Origin of the sequence: Polynucleobacter meluiroseus (genome assembly GCF_900205755.1) — a bacterium.
Taxonomy (GTDB): Bacteria; Pseudomonadota; Gammaproteobacteria; order Burkholderiales; family Burkholderiaceae; genus Polynucleobacter; species Polynucleobacter meluiroseus.
The window spans coordinates 115,030-133,545 of sequence record NZ_OANS01000005.1 but is presented as its reverse complement, the minus strand read 5'-3'; the positions used below and the strand labels follow the sequence as shown (position 1 = coordinate 133,545).

Sequence of the window (18,516 nt, the reverse complement as noted above, 5' to 3'; positions counted from 1 at the left end):
TTTTGCCTTCTTGGCTCTTAGTGTATGTAATGAATTAGTACTGCACCCAGCAGGCTTGAGCCCAAAATCACAAGTACCGGATTGATCTTGGTACGCAGTATTAGATACAGACTCAGCGCGGCTAGGGAGAGCGTAATGGGGCTGACTATAGAGGCTTTGGCGACGGCATACACGCCTGATCCCATTAGCCCAATTGAAATAGGTTCAAGAGCATTCTGAATAGAGCGTCGCCATGGGCTTTCACCAAAACGGTTCCACAAACGGCCCACATAGAAACACAAGATACTTGAAGGCAGAAAGAAAGAGAACAACACAACCCCTGCCCCTACCAGTCCTGCAATTTGGTAACCCACGACCAAGACCATCAACATATTGGGGCCTGGGGCTAATTGGCCAATACTATAGATGTGTACGAATTGGGTGTGGCCAATGCCGAACTGCTGAGCCAGTAAGGTTTGCATCTCAGGTAAGACCGCGGTTCCGCCGCCGACCGCTAAAAGCGACAATAAGGCAAAAGTCAGAGCTAGCTGAATCAGGATGGTCATACGGACTTACTCGGACGGTAAAGATATAAGGCGATAGGCGCCATGATGAGCAGAACCAGAGGTAGTGAGAGATTCACAATACTCATTAAGACAAAGGTGGCCACAATCAGCGCGAGCGATTTAATGTGTTGCCAATGGCCCTCACCGATGCGATAGGTAATAGCCGCTAGCAAGCCAGTAGCTGCTGCAGCGATACCGGCCAAAATTAAATTCGCCAGCGGGTGATTCGCATTGCTGGCATAAATTGCCCCTACGCCCAATACAAAAAAAGCACCCGGCAAAATTAAACCAATTGTTGCCGAAACCGAGCCGGCCACACCGCGCAGATGGTCGCCCACCAACACGGCTAAATTTACGGAATTAAGTCCAGGCATGGTTTGGCTAATTGCCAAATACGCCATGAACTCGTCGGGTGATAACCACTCGCGGCGCTCAACCAGTAAGATCCGCTCATAAGCAATAATGCCGCCGCCGAAACTGATGGCTCCAATTAACAGAAACTGGATAAAAAGATCCCGCAGCGTTGGGGCATTGCTAGAGACCGCCTGCTCAGGTAACACGGAGCTCATTCAGGCTTGCCGTAGACCAAGGCCGTTTTAGTACTGCCAATCTCTAACCAGTCCGCTAATTCCACTTGGAGTTTTTTAAAGAATTGATCGGCGCGCTTATGTGCTGCTACTTGTTCGCGGTTTTCATTATTCACTCGATAAGAAAAAGCCAATTCACCCACAATAGGATCGCCAACACTCCGCATCCAAATAGCAATATCACAATGGGCTTGAACACCATCCCCAAACACCAAGTTTCCAAGGGGAAGGCATGCCTCTAAAATTTTATTGGCTTTACCGCCAACCATTCTGATGGGTAATTTACGATCAATACCCAATTTGCCGATGCCGGGAAAGGATTTCATAATGCTACCTACGGTTCCGTCCGTGATCTTATCCAATGGCACTGCATCCAGAATCGAATTATTGGAATAAATGCTTCTAATAGTCCCTAGTCCATCGCCACGCAAGAGCTCCTCCTTAAGACGCATGCGCGATTTCAAGCTGACTTTTGGGGTGGGATCAAAATTAGATGCGTGTTCGACATCATGCGTGCGGCATTTGAGGGTTACTTCGCAATAATCATCTACCCAGACATTTTGGCGTGATTCCCGCACGCGCAGAATCACGTTGTTCAGCCGTAAATGCTCGCCAGGGGTATCGTAGAAATAAACCGTGCGAAGTCCCGTATTAGCATTATCCAAATGAAAAAAATCCACTTTTTTCTTTTTGCAAAACGCCAAGATCTGATCGCTTAAGGCCGTAATCTTCCTGCGACGATCCAATCCTTCTGGCTTGATAAGGAGCTTAAACTCCCGATTGGTAATGCCGTGCTTAGTCTTCACAGTGTTAATCCCCCAGTTAGTACATTGCTAATAATGGAAGATTAACACCTTCTTGCAAAGCTTAATACACGTCAGGGACGTACATCTCGGGAGGCACTGGGCCCCTTAAGTAATCGGGGTTGTGCACGCGCGCTGGCAAAGTAATTTCCGGATGGAGAATTTCTTCATACGGAATTTGCTTCAATAAATGAGTGATGCAGTTGAGGCGTGCCTTTTTCTTATCATTGGCAGCCACTACCCACCAAGGCGCCTCTGGAATATTAGTGCGCTCCAACATAGTTTCTTTTGCTTTGGTGTACTGCTCCCACAAGCGGCGCGCCTCTAAATCCATAGGGCTCAGCTTCCACTGCTTTAAGGGGTCATGAATACGCATCATGAAGCGGTTGTACTGCTCTTCATCAGAAATCGAGAACCAGTACTTAATCAAAATCACCCCTGAATTAATAAGCATGCGCTCAAGCTCAGGAACGGTCTTTAAAAACTCTTCGTATTCAGCGTCGGTACAAAACCCCATGACCTTCTCAACGCCAGCGCGGTTATACCAACTGCGGTCAAACAGCACAATCTCACCGCCAGCAGGCAATTGAGAGATGTATCTTTGAAAATACCATTGGGTTCTCTCGCGCTCACTGGGCGCGGTTAAGGCGACTACCTTACAAACTCGAGGATTAAGACGCTGTGTAATCCGCTTGATTGCGCCGCCCTTACCCGCTGAATCGCGCCCCTCAAATAAGACGGCAACTTTCAAGTTATTTTTTACTACCCAATCTTGCAATTTCACCAACTCACCTTGTAAGCGGAATAACTCTTTAAAGTAAGTTTGGCGAGAAATAGAAGATCCATGGCTGGAGTCTTGAGAGAGGCGGTCATCATCGAGCTCCATTTCAAGCTCTTCGTCCATACTATCCAAGATCTCTTCTTGGGCTCGCTGATACCAATCAGCCATTTCTTGGTGTTTTGAGGTCATGTCAGATCCTTAATAGTTAACGATCTTTATAGATCAAGGATTTGACACTATTGTTACATATTGGGGTCGTCAACAATTCGGGAAATGGCCTCATGGCAATAGTTGGCCAGATGCTTTCGGTCTGGCACTTCCTGCGAGCCATAGGGAAATGGCTCAAGGACGGTGAGCCGAGCTTGCAGATGGCGACTTTTTAAAATGTTGGCCATGGATTCCAATAAGCCCATCTCTCCAATAAAAGCAGTCGCTTCGCTGCGCAGTCCCGTTTCGGTTGAGAAGTATTGAACTGCCAAAGGGAAAACTGGGGTTTGAGCCACTAGAGCCGCTTCGAACAAGCCATGCTTAAAGGGCAACACGGATCCCCCTGAAGTGGATGTGCCTTCTGGAAAAATGCAGACCGATTCAGACTTCAATACCTCTGCCATCTGCTCCACCACCAACCTAGCCTGGCGTGTGCTGTCCCGGCGAATAAAGACTGTTCCTAGCTGGGTTGCCATCCAACCAAAGATAGGCCAGCTCTTCACCTCAGACTTTGCTACGAAACGGATTGGCTTAAACGAGTTAATGACATGAATGTCAATCCACGAAATATGGTTTGAAATCATCAAATAAGGGGTTTTTGTTAATCGTTCGGCACCCCTTACCACCAGCTTCAAATGAAAAATTGCCAACAGCCGAGCACACCATTGTTGAATTTTTTGGTCCTTCTTTTGCCTATTTAAGAAAGGAAAAAGGAAACATAAGATACCTACACCGCTAATGACATGCCCAATAATCATGAGCCATCGCCAAAGGGGAATTGCCCGTTGGAGGGCTGTAGCAGAGATTTGGGGGGTGGGGTTCGTCATCATTGCGCTCAAATATAAAGCAAGTCATGAAACTGACGCAAAAGTGTCATCAGATTTACATGAACATTGGGCTTAATGATTCCTCATGATGCATTACAGAGCGATTTGGATTTCAGATATACACCTAGGAACAACAGGGTGTCAGGCAAACTACCTCTTGGATTTCCTCAAGCACAATGATGCGGACACCTTCTACCTAGTCGGTGACATTATTGATGGATGGCGTCTCAAGCAGACTTTCTACTGGCCACAATCTCATAACGACGTAGTACAAAAACTTCTGCGAAAAGCCAGAAAAGGCACCGAAGTGATCTATGTGCCGGGTAATCACGACGAGAGTGCGCGCCAATTCTTTGGCATGTCCTTTGGTGATGTCAAAGTAGTTGAAGAGATTATTCACACTACCCTAGATGGCAGAAAACTTTGGGTAACGCATGGCGACCTATTTGATGGGGTGATGCAATACGCAAAATGGCTTGCGTACGTAGGTGACTCGCTCTACACCTTCATTCTCTATATCAATCGCTATTTCAATCTGATTCGAATCAAGATGGGATTGCAGTATTGGTCCCTCTCGCAATATTTAAAGCACCAAGTCAAAAATGCGGTGAGCTACATCGCCGATTTTGAACACATTATGGCTAGAGAAGCCCGCTTAAGAAATTGTGACGGCGTGGTCTGCGGTCACATTCACAAAGCGGAGATCCGCGAAATCGACGGCCTGCTCTACTGCAATGATGGTGATTGGGTTGAAAGCCTTTCTGCCCTAGTCGAGACCCAGGAAGGTGAGCTCAAATTGATTTACTGGACGCACATTAAAGGTGATCCAGAAGAGGCGCCCGAAGTTGCAGTCCAATCCCCTATTGAAATGCTTACCAACGAGGCTGCAATATGAAAATTATGATCATCACCGATGCCTGGGATCCCCAGGTAAATGGTGTCGTTAGAACCTTAAAGCAAACTCGTGCAGAATTACTCGCCATGGGGCATGAAGTAGAAATGATCACCCCAAATGATTTCACCACGATTCCCTGCCCAACTTATCCTGATATTTCTTTATCACTGCTACCCGGTAAGTTGGTGGCCAAAAAGATTAAAGCATTCGCGCCAGATGCCATGCATATTGCTACAGAGGGGCCACTTGGTCTGTCTGCGCGAGCTTATGCCGTTAAAAATAAACTACCCTTCTCTACCGCTTACCACACCCGCTTTCCGGAGTACGTCAAAGCCCGCGTGGGCATTCCGCTTTCTTGGACCTATACTTTTTTACGCTGGTTTCACGGACCCTCTATGGCAGTCATGGCCCCAACGGTTGTCGTCAAGAATGATTTAGAAGCCTATGGATTTACCAACGTCGTGCTGTGGTCACGCGGGGTAGATTTAGATATCTTCAAAATGCAAGCCTCTAAGACCCTCGACACAGCACACCCCATCTTTCTTTACGTTGGGCGTGTGGCGGTTGAGAAAAACATCAATGCTTTTCTTGAAATCGATCTGCCAGGATCTAAGTGGGTTGTCGGTGACGGCCCAGCCATGGCGGGCATTAAAGAAAAATATCCCGAAATTAACTACTTGGGCGTGTTGCAACAACACGAACTCGCTAAGGTGTATGCAGCTGCCGATGTATTTGTTTTTCCTAGCAAGACAGATACGTTTGGCTTAGTTTTACTTGAAGCCATGGCTTGCGGCACTCCAGTCGCAGCTTACCCAGTTACCGGACCGATTGATGTCTTGGGAGATTCTCCCGCAGGCGCAATGCACAATGATTTGCGGGAAGCCTGCATGCAAGCCCTCACAATTCCACGTGAAGTCGCACGAGCCCATGCCGAGAAATTCTCTTGGAGAGCGGCTTCAGAGCAATTTGTGAACCATTTGAAGCCTGTACCCTCTCCTTCGGTGCACATTACGGCTTTAGCTTAAGGCTGGTCTTGACTTCACCTTACGATATTAAGCAAAACCCCCATAAGGGTAACCGCGGCCTAACGCGAGCCTGGCATGCCGCCAAGAATTCTTGGTGCGGCATTGTTTACGCCTATAAGGAAGAAAGTGCTTTTCGCCAAGAACTCACTCTTTTGGCTATATTGACCCCCATTGCACTGTTTTTACCGGTCAGCCCTTTGCAAAAGGCGATTCTGATCACTTCACTCATTATGGTTTTGGTGATCGAATTACTGAATTCCAGTGTTGAAGCTGCGATTGACCGCATTTCCTTTGAACACCACGATCTTTCAAAAAGAGCTAAGGACTTTGGCTCTGCAGCCGTGATGTTGGCTCTTTTAGTGGCTGCAGGCCTGTGGATTACGATCTGCATACCACTTGTCATCAATTCGTAATATAAGACTTTTACGATCTCGTATATTCAATAAGGCAATCCATGTCAGACATTCCGAACCCGTTAGCCGCATTTGATATCTTTAACTCTAGGTTTGAAGGCAAACCTAAAAAGAGCAAGAAAAGCAAAGCAGAAGCCCTCAAAAAGCTTTTCTCCAAAAAAATCACCAAGAAGTTATTTGGTAAACGCTTTGCCGCCAAAGCATTAGCAACTTCAGCAAGCCATGAATCTGCCGTTGAAAAGCACATTGGCAAGAGTAAGCGTCCTGCTTTCACCATCACATGGGCTAGCAATGCGGATGAAATCAAAGAAGCCCAACGTTTACGCTACAAGGTGTTCGCTGATGAAATGGGCGCTCGCCTACCGACCCATGCCGAAGGCTTGGATGTTGACGAGTTCGATGCTTATTGCGACCATTTACTGATTCGTGACCAAGAATCCTTAAAGGTTGTTGGCACCTATCGTGTCTTGCCTCCTCATAAAGCGGCAGAAATTGGCCGTCTTTATTCCGATTCAGAGTTTGATCTATCCCGCCTCAACCATCTTCGCCCAAAGCTTGTGGAACTCGGTAGATCTTGCGTGCATGCGGACTATCGCTCCGGAGCGGTGATTATGGCTTTATGGAGTGGCTTAGCCCAATACATGAAGCTGCATAGCTATGAAATCATGCTTGGTTGTGCCAGCATTCCAATGGCAGACGGCGGACACTTTGCCGCTAGTCTCTATAACTCTTTAACCAATGAGCAAATGGCGCCGGTAGAAAACCATGCTTTCCCCCGCTTGCCTTTGCCTTTGGATCGCTTAAATGGTGGGTTGGAAGTGGAACCTCCTCCATTGATTAAAGGCTACTTGAAGATTGGCGCCAAAATTTGCAGCGCACCCGCCTGGGATCCAGACTTCAACACTGCTGACGTACTGACAATGTTGCGTTTATCGGATATTAACCCCCGTTACGCAAAACACTTCTTAGGTCAGTAACACTCCAAGGGGCCTTTAAGAGGCCCCTTTGTTTTATTTCAGAATAATTTCATAAGGTCGGCCGATACGCTCCCATTCGGCCGCTTCTTTTTGAAGGCTAAATTCCGTTAAGGGATGCGCCTTTATCCACTCCTTAGATAAGCTGATTGAGTACATGCCATTGTTATCGGCAACGCGTACCTTGGGAAAATCTTCATTTCCTCTGCCGCGACTTAATACCTGTGCCAAACGCAAACAAAATAGCATGCGCCAGTCGTAAAAGCTCGCATTGTTAGCCAGCTTACCTAATTTACCGGCGTGTCCAATCAGTAAAGCCGCCAACCTAGCCTGATCGTTCTTAGAGAACCCAGGCATATCTGCATTGCCAGCAATATAGGCTGAATGCTTGTGATAACCGTTGTGGGAGATGGATAGGCCGATCTCATGAAGATTGGCGGCCCACTGCAATAATGCGACGTTCTCGTCCCTACTTTCAGAACTTGGCTGAGGTAATTGGGTTAAAAATTCAGTAGCTTGTTTGCCGACTCGAATAGCCTGGGATCGATCAACCCCGTAGCGCTGCATAAACTGCTCAACGGTGACAAAGCGCATATCGTCATGCTGCGAGCGGCCCAGTAAGTCATAGAGCACGCCAATGCGCAAAGCGGCATCAGTCACCTCCATAGACTCAATGCCCAGCTCATCAAAAACGGCAATCATGATGGCTAAACCGCCGGGCCAAACTGCACGGCGGTCGTCTTTGAGTCCAATAAGCTCTACCTGATTCACATGCTCGTATTTCAGGAGATGCTTTTTCATAGCCCGAAGGCCTTCGCGAGTAATAAGGCCACCCAAGCCACTTATACGCCTAACGCTCAAACTATCGTCGACACCATTTAACTGATTTTCTGTAATCAACTCTGCTAATGCACGCGCAGTTCCTGATGAACCGATCACTTGCTTCCAGCCCGTCTTAAGATAAGCGCCTGCGATTACTTGGATTTCTCGGCGAGCGGCTAACTCAGCCTCTTTAAAGGCATGGGCGTCAATATTGCCCTTGGGAAAGAATCGCATACTGTGCGATACGCAACCGATATACAAACTCTCTAATAACTTAGGCTCATATCCTTTACCAATGATCAGCTCAGTTGAGCCGCCACCAACATCTACCACTAAGCGATTCCCTTGTGCGGCCGGCACCTCATGCGCGGCGCCAATATAAATGAGGCGCGCCTCTTCAACTCCAGCAATAATTTCAATCGGAAAGCCCAGCGCCTCCTCCGCGTCGCGCACGAAGCTGGCAGCATTCTTTGCGACCCGTAGGGTATTGGTTGCTACCGCACGCACCTTGCTAGGGTCAAAACCACGAATACGTTCGCCAAAACGCCGAATCGCAGCCAAGCCACGCTGATAGGCCTCATTTCCGAGTAACTTGTTGTCAGTAAGCCCTGCTGCAAGACGTACCGATTCTCTGAGGGTATCAATTGGCCGAATTTGGGTGCCCGAAGGGGTGTTGACTACTTGGGCGACTAGCATGCGAAAACTGTTGGAACCGAGGTCAACCGCAGCGACGAGGTCGGTTGAATTCGCTCCAGAGACGTCTTTAAACGAGGTCAAGAAAGTTCCTATTAGTAACGCAAAGTTAAGTAACGATTTCCAGCTTTTATAAAGCGGGTTTTGTTGCTAGTTTAATCCCAAGTCTTAGCGCGGGAGACTAACAAGCGAGATTTTGTTCCGAGCTAAAACAATCTTCACTTCCAAAGCTGCAAAAAATACAGCAATCACCTGATTTGGCCTTAAGGATATTGCTGCAGGATGGGCAACGGTAAAACTGCTGGGAGTTTCCTGGAGATAGCTTAAAGACTTCCTGACTTTGACAGTTGGGACAGGTAATCGTCGAGAGGCGGTATTGAGTTGGCGTGTTCACAGCCACATAGTGAACTCATCATATTTCAAATTAAAGACAAATGAATGTGATGCCTTTTAATCGGAGGTGCTTGGACTCCAAAATACCTGATTAACAAATTCCATATTGGCTAGCTGCTCGATTAAGTGATCCATCAAATCACCCTCTACAGCAGAGTCGGTTAAGACCGCCTGAATTTCCACCTCATCACTACCAAACTGGTGAACTTGAATATCTTGCGTTTGATAACCTGCTTTTTCCAAAGTTTCAATCAACAACTTCAAAGCCAGTTTTTGCGTCTTTTTAGGAGTAATCACAAAAATAGAATTCGTCACCTCAACAGAAATGGTGTCCAAGGGCTGTCGATTAATGATGCGCACCACTGGTCGCAATAAAGTATTGGCCCCCAAAACAAATAAGGTTGCTAAGCCTGCTTCAAGAATAAGATCCGCGCCAGCACATGCGCCTACTGCACCTGACCCCCACAGCGTGGCGGCTGTATTAATACCGCGAATATTCCCTTCTTCGCGCATCAGCACACCGGCGCCTAAGAAACCGATACCCGACACTACGTAAGCCATGACATGCACTGCGCCCTCATGGCCACCTAGGCGATTAGCCGCATCAACAAAGATGGCAGCACCAAGGGCAACGAGAATATTGGTGCGTAGGCCAGCAGTGCGCTGGCGGTATTGCCGCTCAAGCCCGATTAGGCCACCAAAGACAAAGGCAGCGGAAAGGCTGAGAGCGGTATCGGCCAATGAGGCCAAATTAAAATTATGAAAAGCTTCCATGGTTCTTATTGAGTACTTTTGTTAGCTACTTTTAGTTGGCCTTTTTTAACAGCCTTACGAAACAACGCGTAATCCGCCTCATTTTGTTTTGCATAAGCTTTTGCAAAAGAATACATCGCCTTATCGAACTCCGCAGACGCTCCACAGTATCCGGAAATCATGGCTGCCTCGCCAGAACGCGCGTGGCCTAAAGCTAAGGCCCAGCCAAACAATTTGGCATAGTCCGGAAAGTTCTCTAATGAAACCCCGCCCTTTCCAATCACAATACCGCCCTTCATATCACGCAACTGCCTCAGATAAAAACCTTGTGCTCGATCGATGTCGTACTTAAGCAAGCCGTAGTTTAAGAAAATATCAGGTGCACCCTGCAGAAGACGCTGGCCGGACACCACGCGCCGCCCCATATCTTTATAAATAGACTGACCCAAATAAGGAGAAAGGACAGAGGGCTGCGCTTCTTTGTATTGCAAAAACAAACAATCATTTTCTCGATCGCCTTCGAAATACAGAACCATGCAGTTTGTACCAACGCTGCCCACTCCCACTACTTTTCTGGCAAAGTCTTTTAAGGAATAACGGCCAAAGAGTACCTTGCGATCTTCCGCCAAAGAACTCGCGTAATGCACTAAGGCGTTATCAATCAAGTTGATTAAAGGCACCCCATCAGACTTTTTCGCAAAATGCTCTATCAGCGGCGGTTCATTAACAATTTTTCGATCCTTGCCAACGAGGGTAGTTAAGCTTTGGAGCACCTGAATGTTGCTCTGCTTTCTGGCAATTTTTAAATACAGATCCAACTTTTTTTGATGCTCAGGGCTAAAGTGTTTGCGAATGTCTTGTTCGCCAATGAATTGTTGCGCCAATTCTAAGTAAGGCATTTGCGCATACTGCGCCATGCGTTTACGGTACTCAGAACTAATGCGACGAACGATGGATTTACCCATCCCCTCACTGCCGCCCAAGGATTCACAGGCAATGACAGCGCTCGCCACTAGGCGCTTCATATCCCACTCCCAACTACCAGGAAGCGTTTCATCAAAATCATTGATGCCGAAAATGAGGCGGTGCTCAGCGGTGCCAAAAAGCCCGAAGTTGGAAACATGCATATCACCGCAGAGTTGCACCGTAATATTCGTAGTGGCTTGATTGGCTAAGTCTTGCGCCATGATGGCTGCACCACCGCGATAAAAAGCAAACGGGGATTCCATCATGCGCTCATAGCGGATGGGGATGAGCGTAGCAATCCGAGTTTTTGCCTGCTTCTCTAAAATGGTAATTGGATCTACGCGATGTTTAGGCGGAGTGTAGGTTCCTTGCTCCGCGAAACTCACCTGCTTGCGCAATGATTTGCCAAACTCAAGACGTTGCTGAATGCTTGGACGAGAGGATTGAAAGGTTTCAACTGCGTCTAGCACTGCAAACTTTAGCTTGGGGGGAGCGGCGCGATTTTTATTAGCTACAGGCATGTTTGCCCCGTTAAGATAGGATTACCCATCTTAACGCCTTGGAGTGCGGCTTAGTTAAAACTGGGCTGCTAAGCAAACTGCTTATGAATATTCTCTAGGTGATCTGAGATCTCTAGGTGATGCAATTTCTCATCCGGAAGATCTAGCAGCAATTCTAGGCGGTTGCGCAGTGCCATCTCAGCCTTCTTAAAAGCGTTATGAGCCTCTTCGGGAGTCTGATTGTCGTGAGCAGGGTCGGCAATTCCCCAGTGGGCAGTGGCTGGATGTCCAGGCCAATATGGGCACTCTTCGCCAGCAGCTTCATCACACAAGGTAATAATGAAATCCATGTGGGGCGAGCCCTCTCTTGCAAATTCATCCCAACTTTTACTGCGCAGTAAATTCGCTGGATAACCCATTTCTTTTGCCATTTTTGTCGCCTCAGAATGGACCTCTCCCTCAGGATCAGTGCCGGCTGAATATCCAATAAATCGACCATGACTCAGAGTGGTAGCAAGCGCTTCACCCAAAACGGATCTAGCCGAATTACCGGCGCAAATGAACAAGATGTTGTAAGTTTTAGTCATGAATAGGTAGGATTTTGCGCGATTGAATGGGTTTGAATTAGGTCTTTAATTTATGCTTAATCGTATTAGATTATAGATATTTATGTGTCAATTAAATGACTAGGAAATGCCTAAGAAATGACTAAGCCACTTGGTATGGCGTCATAAAACACTGGTATTTTGAAACTAATATTCAAATATCTCATGCCAAAAACACCCCTACTTATTGCCCTCGTTCTATTACCGCTCACTTGTCTCGCCTTTGAACCCCTTAATACCGATGATGCGGCTACGGTAGTGCGTGATGGAAATCAAATTGAGCTTTATGCTTTTCATATTAATAATCATACAAATAGTGGTGCACCGGTTGAGAATGTCCTCACGCCCGGCGAAGAATTTCTTGGGGGTCAAGACGCTAGAGCTCTACCATTTACCTATACGCGGGGCTTAAGCGACACTGTGGAAGCCTCAATAGGCACTACCTATTTCAAGCAACCGAATGGCAATTATTCTAGGTTCGCCAATAAGGTAATTTCAGTCAAGTGGCGTTTTGCGGAGGCAAGCGATGCCCAATGGGCCTTTGCAGTTAAACCCATCCTCAGCCTTCCCAGCACCACGCAGCAACAAATTGGGGGTCTTGGTTATGCGGCACTGAACTATGGCGGGGGCTTGATAGGGTCGCTGTATTTTGATCCATTTGACATTCATGTCAATGCTTCTTATATGCGCTCACCCTACAACATCAACTATGCCGTAAATCAAAGTTACGATACCAATCGAACCAATATCTATTTTTTATCAGTTGCCCCTGTCTGGAAGATTCTTCCTGGGCTAAAGCTGGCATTGGACATGGGACTAAATACCAATCCGCCCACAACTGAACAATATTTATTGAACTACGCCTTAATCGCCGTCATTATTTCCCCACTCGATTCTGTAGATATCGGCTTATCGTATTTACGCAGTGCGGCTAATATGGGGATTCTTAGCTCGGGGTTAGGGCCTTACGCCACCCGCACAGAAGTGGGCCTCACATGGCGTTTTTAAGCTTGTAAATTACATAGTCGGCAAATGCTGGTGAATTATATAAAGGATATAACTATAGTTATGGTGGCAAAATAGTCTGCACATTAGTATGATGGTGTCACGAAAATTGGATGAATTTGATCCACTATTTTTGATACTTAAGGATGGAGTTTAGTAATGGATCTTAATTTAGAATCACTCCCAAACGGCGTTGATCTAATTCGTTTAATTAACCTTCTTCAATCTGTCATGCGAATAAATTAGAATGTAGACTTCTGAAGGTTGATATCGAGAGTCCCCAGGTGAATTTGAAGCAATCATTAGCGCTAGTACTCTGCATCATCGCGTTGCCAGCTGGCGCCGTGGATATTACTGGCGCAGGCGCCTCTTTCCCCTTTCCACTTTATTCAAAATGGGCCGAGGCGTACAAAGCAGAAACTGGCGTTAAGGTAAATTATCAATCGATTGGCTCCTCAGGCGGCCTTAAGCAAATTAAGGAAAAGACAGTCAATTTTGCTGCCTCGGACTATCCCCTCAAGTATGAGGAATTACAAAGTGAGGGCTTGGTACAGTTCCCAGCCATCATTGGCGGGGTTGTTCCTATTATTAATGTGGCTGGCATTCAGCCGGGGCAATTGCGTCTGACGGGCCCTGTATTGGCAGAGATTTTCATGGGGCAGATTTTGCGCTGGGATGATGTGCAAATTCAAGAACTTAATCCCAATCTAAAGTTTCCTAAAGAGTTGATTACCGTGGTGCACCGTGCCGACGGATCCGGCACTACGGCGATCTTTGTAGACTATCTATCCAAAATTAGCCCCTCCTGGAAAGCCAAGGTGGGCTCTGGCCCAACTGTCAAATGGCCAGCGGTAAGTTCAATTGGCGGCAAGGGCAATGAAGGGGTCACTGCAACCGTTGCTCGCATCAAAAATACGATCGGTTATGCAGAGTACGCTTATGTGAAAAAGAACAACCTAGGCTATACGCTGATGATGAACGCTAGTGGCAATTATGTTGCTCCTAGTGATAAGTCTTTCACGGCCGCATCCACTGGTACTGACTGGACTAAATTTCCTGGCATGGCAACCTTTATTACGAACGCATTAGGTGAAAAGGCTTGGCCCATTACCGCAGCCTCTTTTGTTCTGCTTTATAAAAATGCGGATGACCCCGCCGCAAGCGCCGAGGTGATGCGTTTTTTTGATTTTGGATTTCGGCAGGGTCAAGATATCGCCCGCAACTTAGAGTATGTCCCCTTGCCTTCCAGCACCTTTGAATTTATCAGACGATCGGTGTGGACGCAGGTCCAATAATTACAACAAGAAAAAAGGGCTTACTTATTTTTCTTGTCTTTCTTTGATTCTTTTTTTAGCTTATCTGGCTTACCGTTTGCATAGATGCACCATTTTTTGATCTCTTCAAGGAGTTCATCTAAGTCCTCGTAGCTTAAGGACTTGAAATCGTCCAAAGCAATATGGCCTTTTTCTTGCAGCTTACGCACTGCGTCTTTGTACTCGAATTTAGACATGATTGAGGCTCTTTCCCAGTAGCAAGCGTGTCAGTTATTTTATAACAGCCGAAAATGCCGAGGTGAGATTTCTAATACTCACAGTAAAGATATTACTTTACGCATATATTGACTTTTACTAATTATTTCAGAGGGGTAGGCGCCAAACCTAGCGCATTGACTATCCCCTTAAATACCTCGGTATTGTCCATAAACCCTTTAAAGCGCTCGGATCCAGGACCGGTAGCAGTCAAAACGGCATCATCAGCACTATGCACGCCCACGTCTGCTCGGGCTGGAAGATTACCATCTACATGAATAGCGTCATGTTGCAATTGTTGATAAATAGGGTTGGCAATATAAACGTCGCCCTCACCTTTAATTGCGGGCACAAAGGTGCCATCCATTTTAGGATGCATGGTTTCAAAATGGTCGGGGTAAGCGCTGTAAAAGTAAGCCAACCTTCTCGAGACATCCACTTTTTCTGGGTAGCCCGCATTATTTGCTGTTGGGTAATTTGGATATCCTGCATTCGCATATACGCCGACTTTTTCACGTAAAGGCCCGGGTCGGCTGTCATCAACTACACCAGAAATCGAGCCGCTATGCGTGTGATCGGGAGTAACGATAATTAAGGTGTCGGGATGCGTCTTGGCAAAGTCTTTAGCTACTTGAACCGCATTACTGAGCATGATGGTGTCGTAAGCTGCACGCTCCCAGTCCAAAGGATGATTAAATTTATCAATCAGCGCCGCTTCTACCATTAAGAAAAAACCATTCGGGTTCTTTGACAAGACATTCAAAGCGGCTTGAGTCATCTCTGTTAAGTCAGGCTGATTCGGGTATTGTGGCACGGTATTCTTTTTTAGAATAAAGCGATCCAAGGAGCCATCCATATTGTCAGGATGAAAACTGCCAAATAACTTTTTGGTGGAGGGGTTCTTGCCTGCCGCTACTAACTCATCACGAGTGGCCACGACGGCATACCCCTTGGTTTGAAATTGCTCAACGAGATTTCGGTTATCCTTGCGTTTGGAATTAGGGCTGCCCTGAGGCACAAAGTAGGCTGAGCCGCCACCTAAAATCACTTCAGCATTGCTGGCGAATAATTGATCAGCAATGTATTGTTTGTCAGTACGTCTGCGGGTATGCGCCACTACGGCAGCCGGGGTAGCATCCTCCACCTCGGCGTCTGAAACGATTCCAAGCGACTTATTGGTTTTGCGTTTAATCAGCTCGCCAACCGTTTCTACTTTAGGGTGTTCAAGGGTATTTTGCGCACGCGAGACATAAACGCCCATCGCATTTACACCCGTTTTGTGCCCGGTCATATAGGCGCTCATGGAATTAGCGGAGTCCGTAATCAAAGAGTCAGATCCAGAAGTGCCGATCAAGGCCATATGCGGCATGTCATCAAAAGACAGCGCGCTTTGATATTTACCCTGCACAATTCCTTTTGATAACACTCTGGCGGCAGTTCGATTGGCAATTGTCATCCCATCGCCAATAAACAAGATCACGTTTTTGACCTTGGCTGGACCCGTACCATAGACATCCCAAGATACTTCTGCCTGCTCAGCCCCAGCATTCACTTTCAGTTGATAGCGGGCAACTTGATCAATCACCACATCGCGCAGAATCAAGGTACTCCCCTTGCCCGCCTCAGAGGGGATAAATTGAGTGCCAGAGAATTTGAGCTGATCAATTGGGCGGCCATTCAACATCGCCTTGATTGATTTTTGCTCCACGACATTGTCTAATTCAATGCGTAGGTCAAATTTTGAGCCCGCTAAAATAGAGGCTTGATCGATTGGGTAAATGGTTGCCGCAATTCCGTCTAGGGTCGTCATACAGCCGATAATCGCCGTAAGGAGACTTAAAATTCGGGACATGCGCATGGTAAGCCTTCAAAATGAATGGGGTAGGATCATGCCAATATCCCCCAAGCAAGTTACAAATTTATGACATCATTTGGTTATGACACTTATTAAATAGGTATTGACGCTATGGATATGGAATTACTCGCTTTTATAGTGCCGCGCCTCTTGTTAGCGCTATTTGCAGGTGTAGTACTTGGGCTAAATCGCTGGCTACACCATAAATCCGCCGGGATTAGAACGCATTCTTTAGTGGCTATCGGTGCGGCGACAGCTATCCTGCTCGTAGCGGACTTTCCACAAGATAATGCACAATCAGCAAGCCGCGTTCTGCAAGGCCTACTTACAGGAATTGGTTTTTTGGGTGCTGGCGTGATCGTGCAGTCCGGCAGCACAAACCGTACCCATGGTTTAACCACGGCAGCCAGTCTTTGGGCCGTTGCGCTTTTCGGGGCAGCGTTTGGGGCTGGTCAGTTTACGCTTGGGTTAACTGCATTGAGCCTCACTATTTTGATTATCGTGCTGGGCGGATTCATCGAGAAGCAACTTGCGCACCGCTTTACCCATCAAGCAGAAACTGAACTAAAAAGTGACGACCTACGCAAATAAAAGCAGATAGAAGTTTGCACCATTTTTGCCTTCGCCAGTTTCTGGCTCTGGCTCATATCGCTCTTCGTTTTTCTTGTAAGCATCAATTTTCTGTTGATAAGCCTCTTTTACCGCTGGTGCTAAGTTAGGCTGTTTAATTAATTCCAGCTCTAGATTTGCTCTGGCTAACTTATATTCTGTTTGACGAATCGATTTGGCTTGATAGAAACCACAAGCATTGGATGCCATAATATTATTTTTCATGGCATCTTTTCCAGCGAGATTGCCCATGACGGTTGCAATCGCTAGCAACATAGCCAGAATGGAAATCGTTAAGGCAGCTTTATTTTTTAAATGCTCAGCATGTTTATGGGATGCTCTGCAATTTCATGAGGGAGATGGGTTTCCATGGCTTCTCGATCTAATGATTAATGGGTGGCTTGATAAATTGAATTCTTTCTGGTGGTATCAATAAAGTAAATTTACTGCCTTTGCCATAAGTACTTTCAATTAATACTTGTGCCTGATGACGATTGGCAATATGCTTCACAATCGCTAAGCCTAGACCAGTTCCGCCGGTTTCGCGTGAACGACTGCGATCAATACGATAAAAGCGCTCTGTCAGCCGTGGTAAATGCTCTGGAGCTATTCCAGGGCCAGAATCTGTCACTGAGAACTCACCCTCACCCCGTTCATTGACCTTCCAGCGAATAGCTATCTCGCCGCCTTGGGGCGTGTAGCGAACGGCATTACTTACTAGATTTAAAAAGGCGGAGCTGAGTTCACGTTCTTCGCCTAGTACATTTTTACTAGCATCTATCTTGCAATGAATCCGCTGCCTACCCCTAGATAGCGCTTTTGCATCACTTTCAACTATACCAATGACACTGCGCATCTGTACCGATACTAAAGGTGCTGGCAATAGGTTGGCCTCTAGATTGGCAAGGGCTAATAGATCCTCCACAAGACTTTTCATCCTCATGGCCTGATCCATCATCATGTCAAAGTACTCATCTCTTTTTTTAGGCTCTAAATCAAGCGTTTGTACCGTCTCAAGAAAGCCCATCATTACGGTGAGAGGGGTGCGCATCTCATGCGAGACATTTGCAACAAAGTCCCTGCGCATGGCCTCTGTTCTGCGTAGATTGGTGATGTCTTGTGCAAGCAAAAGATGTAAGCTATCTCCAAACGGAAATAATTGCACCATCAAGGTTAAGTTGGCCTGGGGACCCATACCCTCAATGATCAAAGGCTCTAAAAATTGGCGCTTCGTGAGGTAATCTAAAAATTCTGGGCGGCGAATCAGGTAATGCACTCTTTGCAGAGTATCGCGTTTGAAATTTAAACCAAAAAATGATTCTGCAATGCCGTTACACCATTCGATCTTATCTTCTTTATCGAGCATGATGACGCCATTAGGTGACGCCTGAAAAGCTTGAATAAAGTGCTCATGCTCCTGACGGGCTGAGCGAACTTGTTCATGCAGATCTCTAAATTGGCGCTTCAGACGATGGATCAACCCTTCCCACAAGCCACCCATCTCTGGCGTTTCACCAATCGCATTTTGCCGCAGAAAGTATTGAATTTTATAGAGGTTGAAATAGGCATAAGCAAGTGCCGCCCCTAAAATTCCCAGGCTGGCAACCAAAGCAGTAACAGGGCTAATCAGTACAAACGCAATGTAGGCTGCCAAAACAGCAAGGCTAAAAATGAGGATAAAGCGAAAAAGGACAGAAATCATGGGAATAATACTAGTCCATCTCGTTTC

20 protein-coding genes and 1 pseudogene are annotated in these 18,516 nt (G+C 46.7%); 7 read left to right on the top strand and 14 right to left on the bottom strand.

All coding sequences use genetic code 11. The annotated features are described in order from the left end of the window. Positions 1-17 precede the first annotated feature (17 nt). From CP950_RS09495 to CP950_RS09475, 5 genes are all read right to left on the bottom strand, one after another. Complete coding sequence (locus CP950_RS09495) at positions 18-545, bottom strand: chromate transporter (RefSeq protein ID WP_096674721.1); 528 nt, start codon at positions 543-545, stop codon at positions 18-20. Then, the gene (locus tag CP950_RS09490) at positions 542-1,114 is read right to left on the bottom strand and encodes a chromate transporter (RefSeq protein ID WP_096674719.1); all 573 of its coding nucleotides are present in this window, start codon (positions 1,112-1,114) and stop codon (positions 542-544) included. Before CP950_RS09490 ends, CP950_RS09495 begins: the two co-directional genes overlap by 4 nt. Beyond that, the gene (locus tag CP950_RS09485) at positions 1,111-1,938 is read right to left on the bottom strand and encodes a CYTH domain-containing protein (RefSeq protein WP_096674717.1); all 828 of its coding nucleotides are present in this window, start codon (positions 1,936-1,938) and stop codon (positions 1,111-1,113) included. The genes CP950_RS09490 and CP950_RS09485 overlap by 4 nt, the downstream gene beginning before the upstream one ends. Before the next feature lie 61 nt (positions 1,939-1,999). Then, complete coding sequence (gene ppk2, locus CP950_RS09480; protein ID WP_096674715.1) at positions 2,000-2,905, bottom strand: polyphosphate kinase 2; 906 nt, start codon at positions 2,903-2,905, stop codon at positions 2,000-2,002. A gap of 53 nt (positions 2,906-2,958) precedes the next feature. Continuing rightward, entirely contained in the window at positions 2,959-3,753 is a 795-nt protein-coding gene (locus CP950_RS09475; RefSeq protein WP_207760260.1) for a lysophospholipid acyltransferase family protein, read from the bottom strand. Between the two features lie 82 nt (positions 3,754-3,835). Between CP950_RS09475 and CP950_RS09470 the strand changes: the two genes are divergently transcribed. Genes CP950_RS09470 through CP950_RS09455 form a run of 4 tightly spaced genes read left to right on the top strand, consistent with a single transcriptional unit; the run spans position 3,836 to position 7,060 of the window. After that, positions 3,836-4,645 carry a UDP-2,3-diacylglucosamine diphosphatase gene (locus tag CP950_RS09470; RefSeq protein ID WP_096674711.1) on the top strand — a complete coding sequence of 270 codons (810 nt, stop codon included), beginning with the start codon at positions 3,836-3,838 and terminating at the stop codon, positions 4,643-4,645. After that, positions 4,642-5,670 carry a glycosyltransferase family 4 protein gene (locus tag CP950_RS09465; protein WP_096674709.1) on the top strand — a complete coding sequence of 343 codons (1,029 nt, stop codon included), beginning with the start codon at positions 4,642-4,644 and terminating at the stop codon, positions 5,668-5,670. Before CP950_RS09470 ends, CP950_RS09465 begins: the two co-directional genes overlap by 4 nt. Positions 5,671-5,678: 8 nt before the next feature. After that, a complete protein-coding gene (locus CP950_RS09460; RefSeq protein ID WP_096674707.1) occupies positions 5,679-6,083 on the top strand; it encodes a diacylglycerol kinase in 405 nt (134 codons plus the stop codon). Between the two features lie 41 nt (positions 6,084-6,124). After that, complete coding sequence (locus CP950_RS09455; RefSeq protein WP_207760259.1) at positions 6,125-7,060, top strand: GNAT family N-acetyltransferase; 936 nt, start codon at positions 6,125-6,127, stop codon at positions 7,058-7,060. A gap of 33 nt (positions 7,061-7,093) precedes the next feature. On the opposite strand, the gene ppx is transcribed toward CP950_RS09455, so the two are convergent. The 5 genes from ppx to CP950_RS09430 all read right to left on the bottom strand — a co-directional run bounded on the left by ppx (position 7,094) and on the right by CP950_RS09430 (position 11,771). After that, the gene (gene ppx, locus CP950_RS09450; RefSeq protein WP_272867619.1) at positions 7,094-8,656 is read right to left on the bottom strand and encodes an exopolyphosphatase; all 1,563 of its coding nucleotides are present in this window, start codon (positions 8,654-8,656) and stop codon (positions 7,094-7,096) included. Between the two features lie 97 nt (positions 8,657-8,753). Then, positions 8,754-8,966, bottom strand: coding sequence for a GDCCVxC domain-containing (seleno)protein (locus CP950_RS10165; RefSeq protein WP_096674777.1), 213 nt, complete (start codon positions 8,964-8,966; stop codon positions 8,754-8,756). 56 nt (positions 8,967-9,022) lie between these two features. Then, complete coding sequence (locus CP950_RS09440; protein WP_096674705.1) at positions 9,023-9,739, bottom strand: MgtC/SapB family protein; 717 nt, start codon at positions 9,737-9,739, stop codon at positions 9,023-9,025. Between the two features lie 5 nt (positions 9,740-9,744). Beyond that, entirely contained in the window at positions 9,745-11,205 is a 1,461-nt protein-coding gene (locus CP950_RS09435) for a DUF2252 domain-containing protein (RefSeq protein WP_096674703.1), read from the bottom strand. A 68-nt stretch (positions 11,206-11,273) separates the two neighbouring features. Beyond that, positions 11,274-11,771: an arsenate reductase ArsC gene (locus tag CP950_RS09430; RefSeq protein WP_096674701.1), complete on the bottom strand. Its 498-nt coding sequence runs from the start codon at positions 11,769-11,771 to the stop codon at positions 11,274-11,276. Between the two features lie 183 nt (positions 11,772-11,954). Between CP950_RS09430 and CP950_RS09425 the strand changes: the two genes are divergently transcribed. Next, entirely contained in the window at positions 11,955-12,797 is an 843-nt protein-coding gene (locus CP950_RS09425; protein ID WP_096674699.1) for a hypothetical protein, read from the top strand. Between the two features lie 281 nt (positions 12,798-13,078). Continuing rightward, the gene (gene pstS / locus CP950_RS09420) at positions 13,079-14,089 is read left to right on the top strand and encodes a phosphate ABC transporter substrate-binding protein PstS (protein ID WP_096674697.1); all 1,011 of its coding nucleotides are present in this window, start codon (positions 13,079-13,081) and stop codon (positions 14,087-14,089) included. Positions 14,090-14,109: 20 nt separating this feature from the next. Here pstS and CP950_RS09415 read toward each other — a convergent pair whose 3' ends face one another. Both CP950_RS09415 and CP950_RS09410 read right to left on the bottom strand, forming a co-directional pair. Next, a complete protein-coding gene (locus tag CP950_RS09415; protein WP_096674695.1) occupies positions 14,110-14,304 on the bottom strand; it encodes a hypothetical protein in 195 nt (64 codons plus the stop codon). Between the two features lie 122 nt (positions 14,305-14,426). Then, positions 14,427-16,133 carry an alkaline phosphatase gene (locus CP950_RS09410; protein WP_243391984.1) on the bottom strand — a complete coding sequence of 569 codons (1,707 nt, stop codon included), beginning with the start codon at positions 16,131-16,133 and terminating at the stop codon, positions 14,427-14,429. 162 nt (positions 16,134-16,295) lie between these two features. Here CP950_RS09410 and CP950_RS09405 point away from each other — a divergent pair, with 162 nt between their 5' ends. After that, entirely contained in the window at positions 16,296-16,769 is a 474-nt protein-coding gene (locus CP950_RS09405; protein ID WP_243391983.1) for an MgtC/SapB family protein, read from the top strand. On the opposite strand, the pseudogene CP950_RS09400 reads toward CP950_RS09405, so the two are convergent. Both CP950_RS09400 and phoR read right to left on the bottom strand, forming a co-directional pair. Then, positions 16,758-17,084, bottom strand: a pseudogene (locus CP950_RS09400) (DUF4337 family protein); the annotation flags it as partial. The gene CP950_RS09405 and the pseudogene CP950_RS09400 overlap by 12 nt on opposite strands. Positions 17,085-17,169: 85 nt before the next feature. Next, a complete protein-coding gene (gene phoR / locus CP950_RS09395; RefSeq protein WP_096674688.1) occupies positions 17,170-18,489 on the bottom strand; it encodes a phosphate regulon sensor histidine kinase PhoR in 1,320 nt (439 codons plus the stop codon). Between the last annotated feature and the right edge of the window lie 27 nt (positions 18,490-18,516).

Coding starts and splice junctions, on each gene's coding strand:
- CP950_RS09440 (WP_096674705.1), bottom strand. CDS start 9,739: ATGGAAGCTTTTCATAATTTTAATTTGGCCTCATTGGCCGATACCGCT.
- CP950_RS09435 (WP_096674703.1), bottom strand. CDS start 11,205: ATGCCTGTAGCTAATAAAAATCGCGCCGCTCCCCCCAAGCTAAAGTTT.
- CP950_RS09425 (WP_096674699.1), top strand. CDS start 11,955: ATGCCAAAAACACCCCTACTTATTGCCCTCGTTCTATTACCGCTCACT.
- CP950_RS09465 (WP_096674709.1), top strand. CDS start 4,642: ATGAAAATTATGATCATCACCGATGCCTGGGATCCCCAGGTAAATGGT.
- CP950_RS09455 (WP_207760259.1), top strand. CDS start 6,125: ATGTCAGACATTCCGAACCCGTTAGCCGCATTTGATATCTTTAACTCT.
- CP950_RS09470 (WP_096674711.1), top strand. CDS start 3,836: ATGATGCATTACAGAGCGATTTGGATTTCAGATATACACCTAGGAACA.
- CP950_RS09410 (WP_243391984.1), bottom strand. CDS start 16,133: ATGACGACCCTAGACGGAATTGCGGCAACCATTTACCCAATCGATCAA.
- CP950_RS09490 (WP_096674719.1), bottom strand. CDS start 1,114: ATGAGCTCCGTGTTACCTGAGCAGGCGGTCTCTAGCAATGCCCCAACG.
- CP950_RS09430 (WP_096674701.1), bottom strand. CDS start 11,771: ATGACTAAAACTTACAACATCTTGTTCATTTGCGCCGGTAATTCGGCT.
- CP950_RS09405 (WP_243391983.1), top strand. CDS start 16,296: ATGGAATTACTCGCTTTTATAGTGCCGCGCCTCTTGTTAGCGCTATTT.
- CP950_RS09495 (WP_096674721.1), bottom strand. CDS start 545: ATGACCATCCTGATTCAGCTAGCTCTGACTTTTGCCTTATTGTCGCTT.
- CP950_RS09475 (WP_207760260.1), bottom strand. CDS start 3,753: ATGATGACGAACCCCACCCCCCAAATCTCTGCTACAGCCCTCCAACGG.
- ppk2 (WP_096674715.1), bottom strand. CDS start 2,905: ATGACCTCAAAACACCAAGAAATGGCTGATTGGTATCAGCGAGCCCAA.
- phoR (WP_096674688.1), bottom strand. CDS start 18,489: ATGATTTCTGTCCTTTTTCGCTTTATCCTCATTTTTAGCCTTGCTGTT.
- CP950_RS09415 (WP_096674695.1), bottom strand. CDS start 14,304: ATGTCTAAATTCGAGTACAAAGACGCAGTGCGTAAGCTGCAAGAAAAA.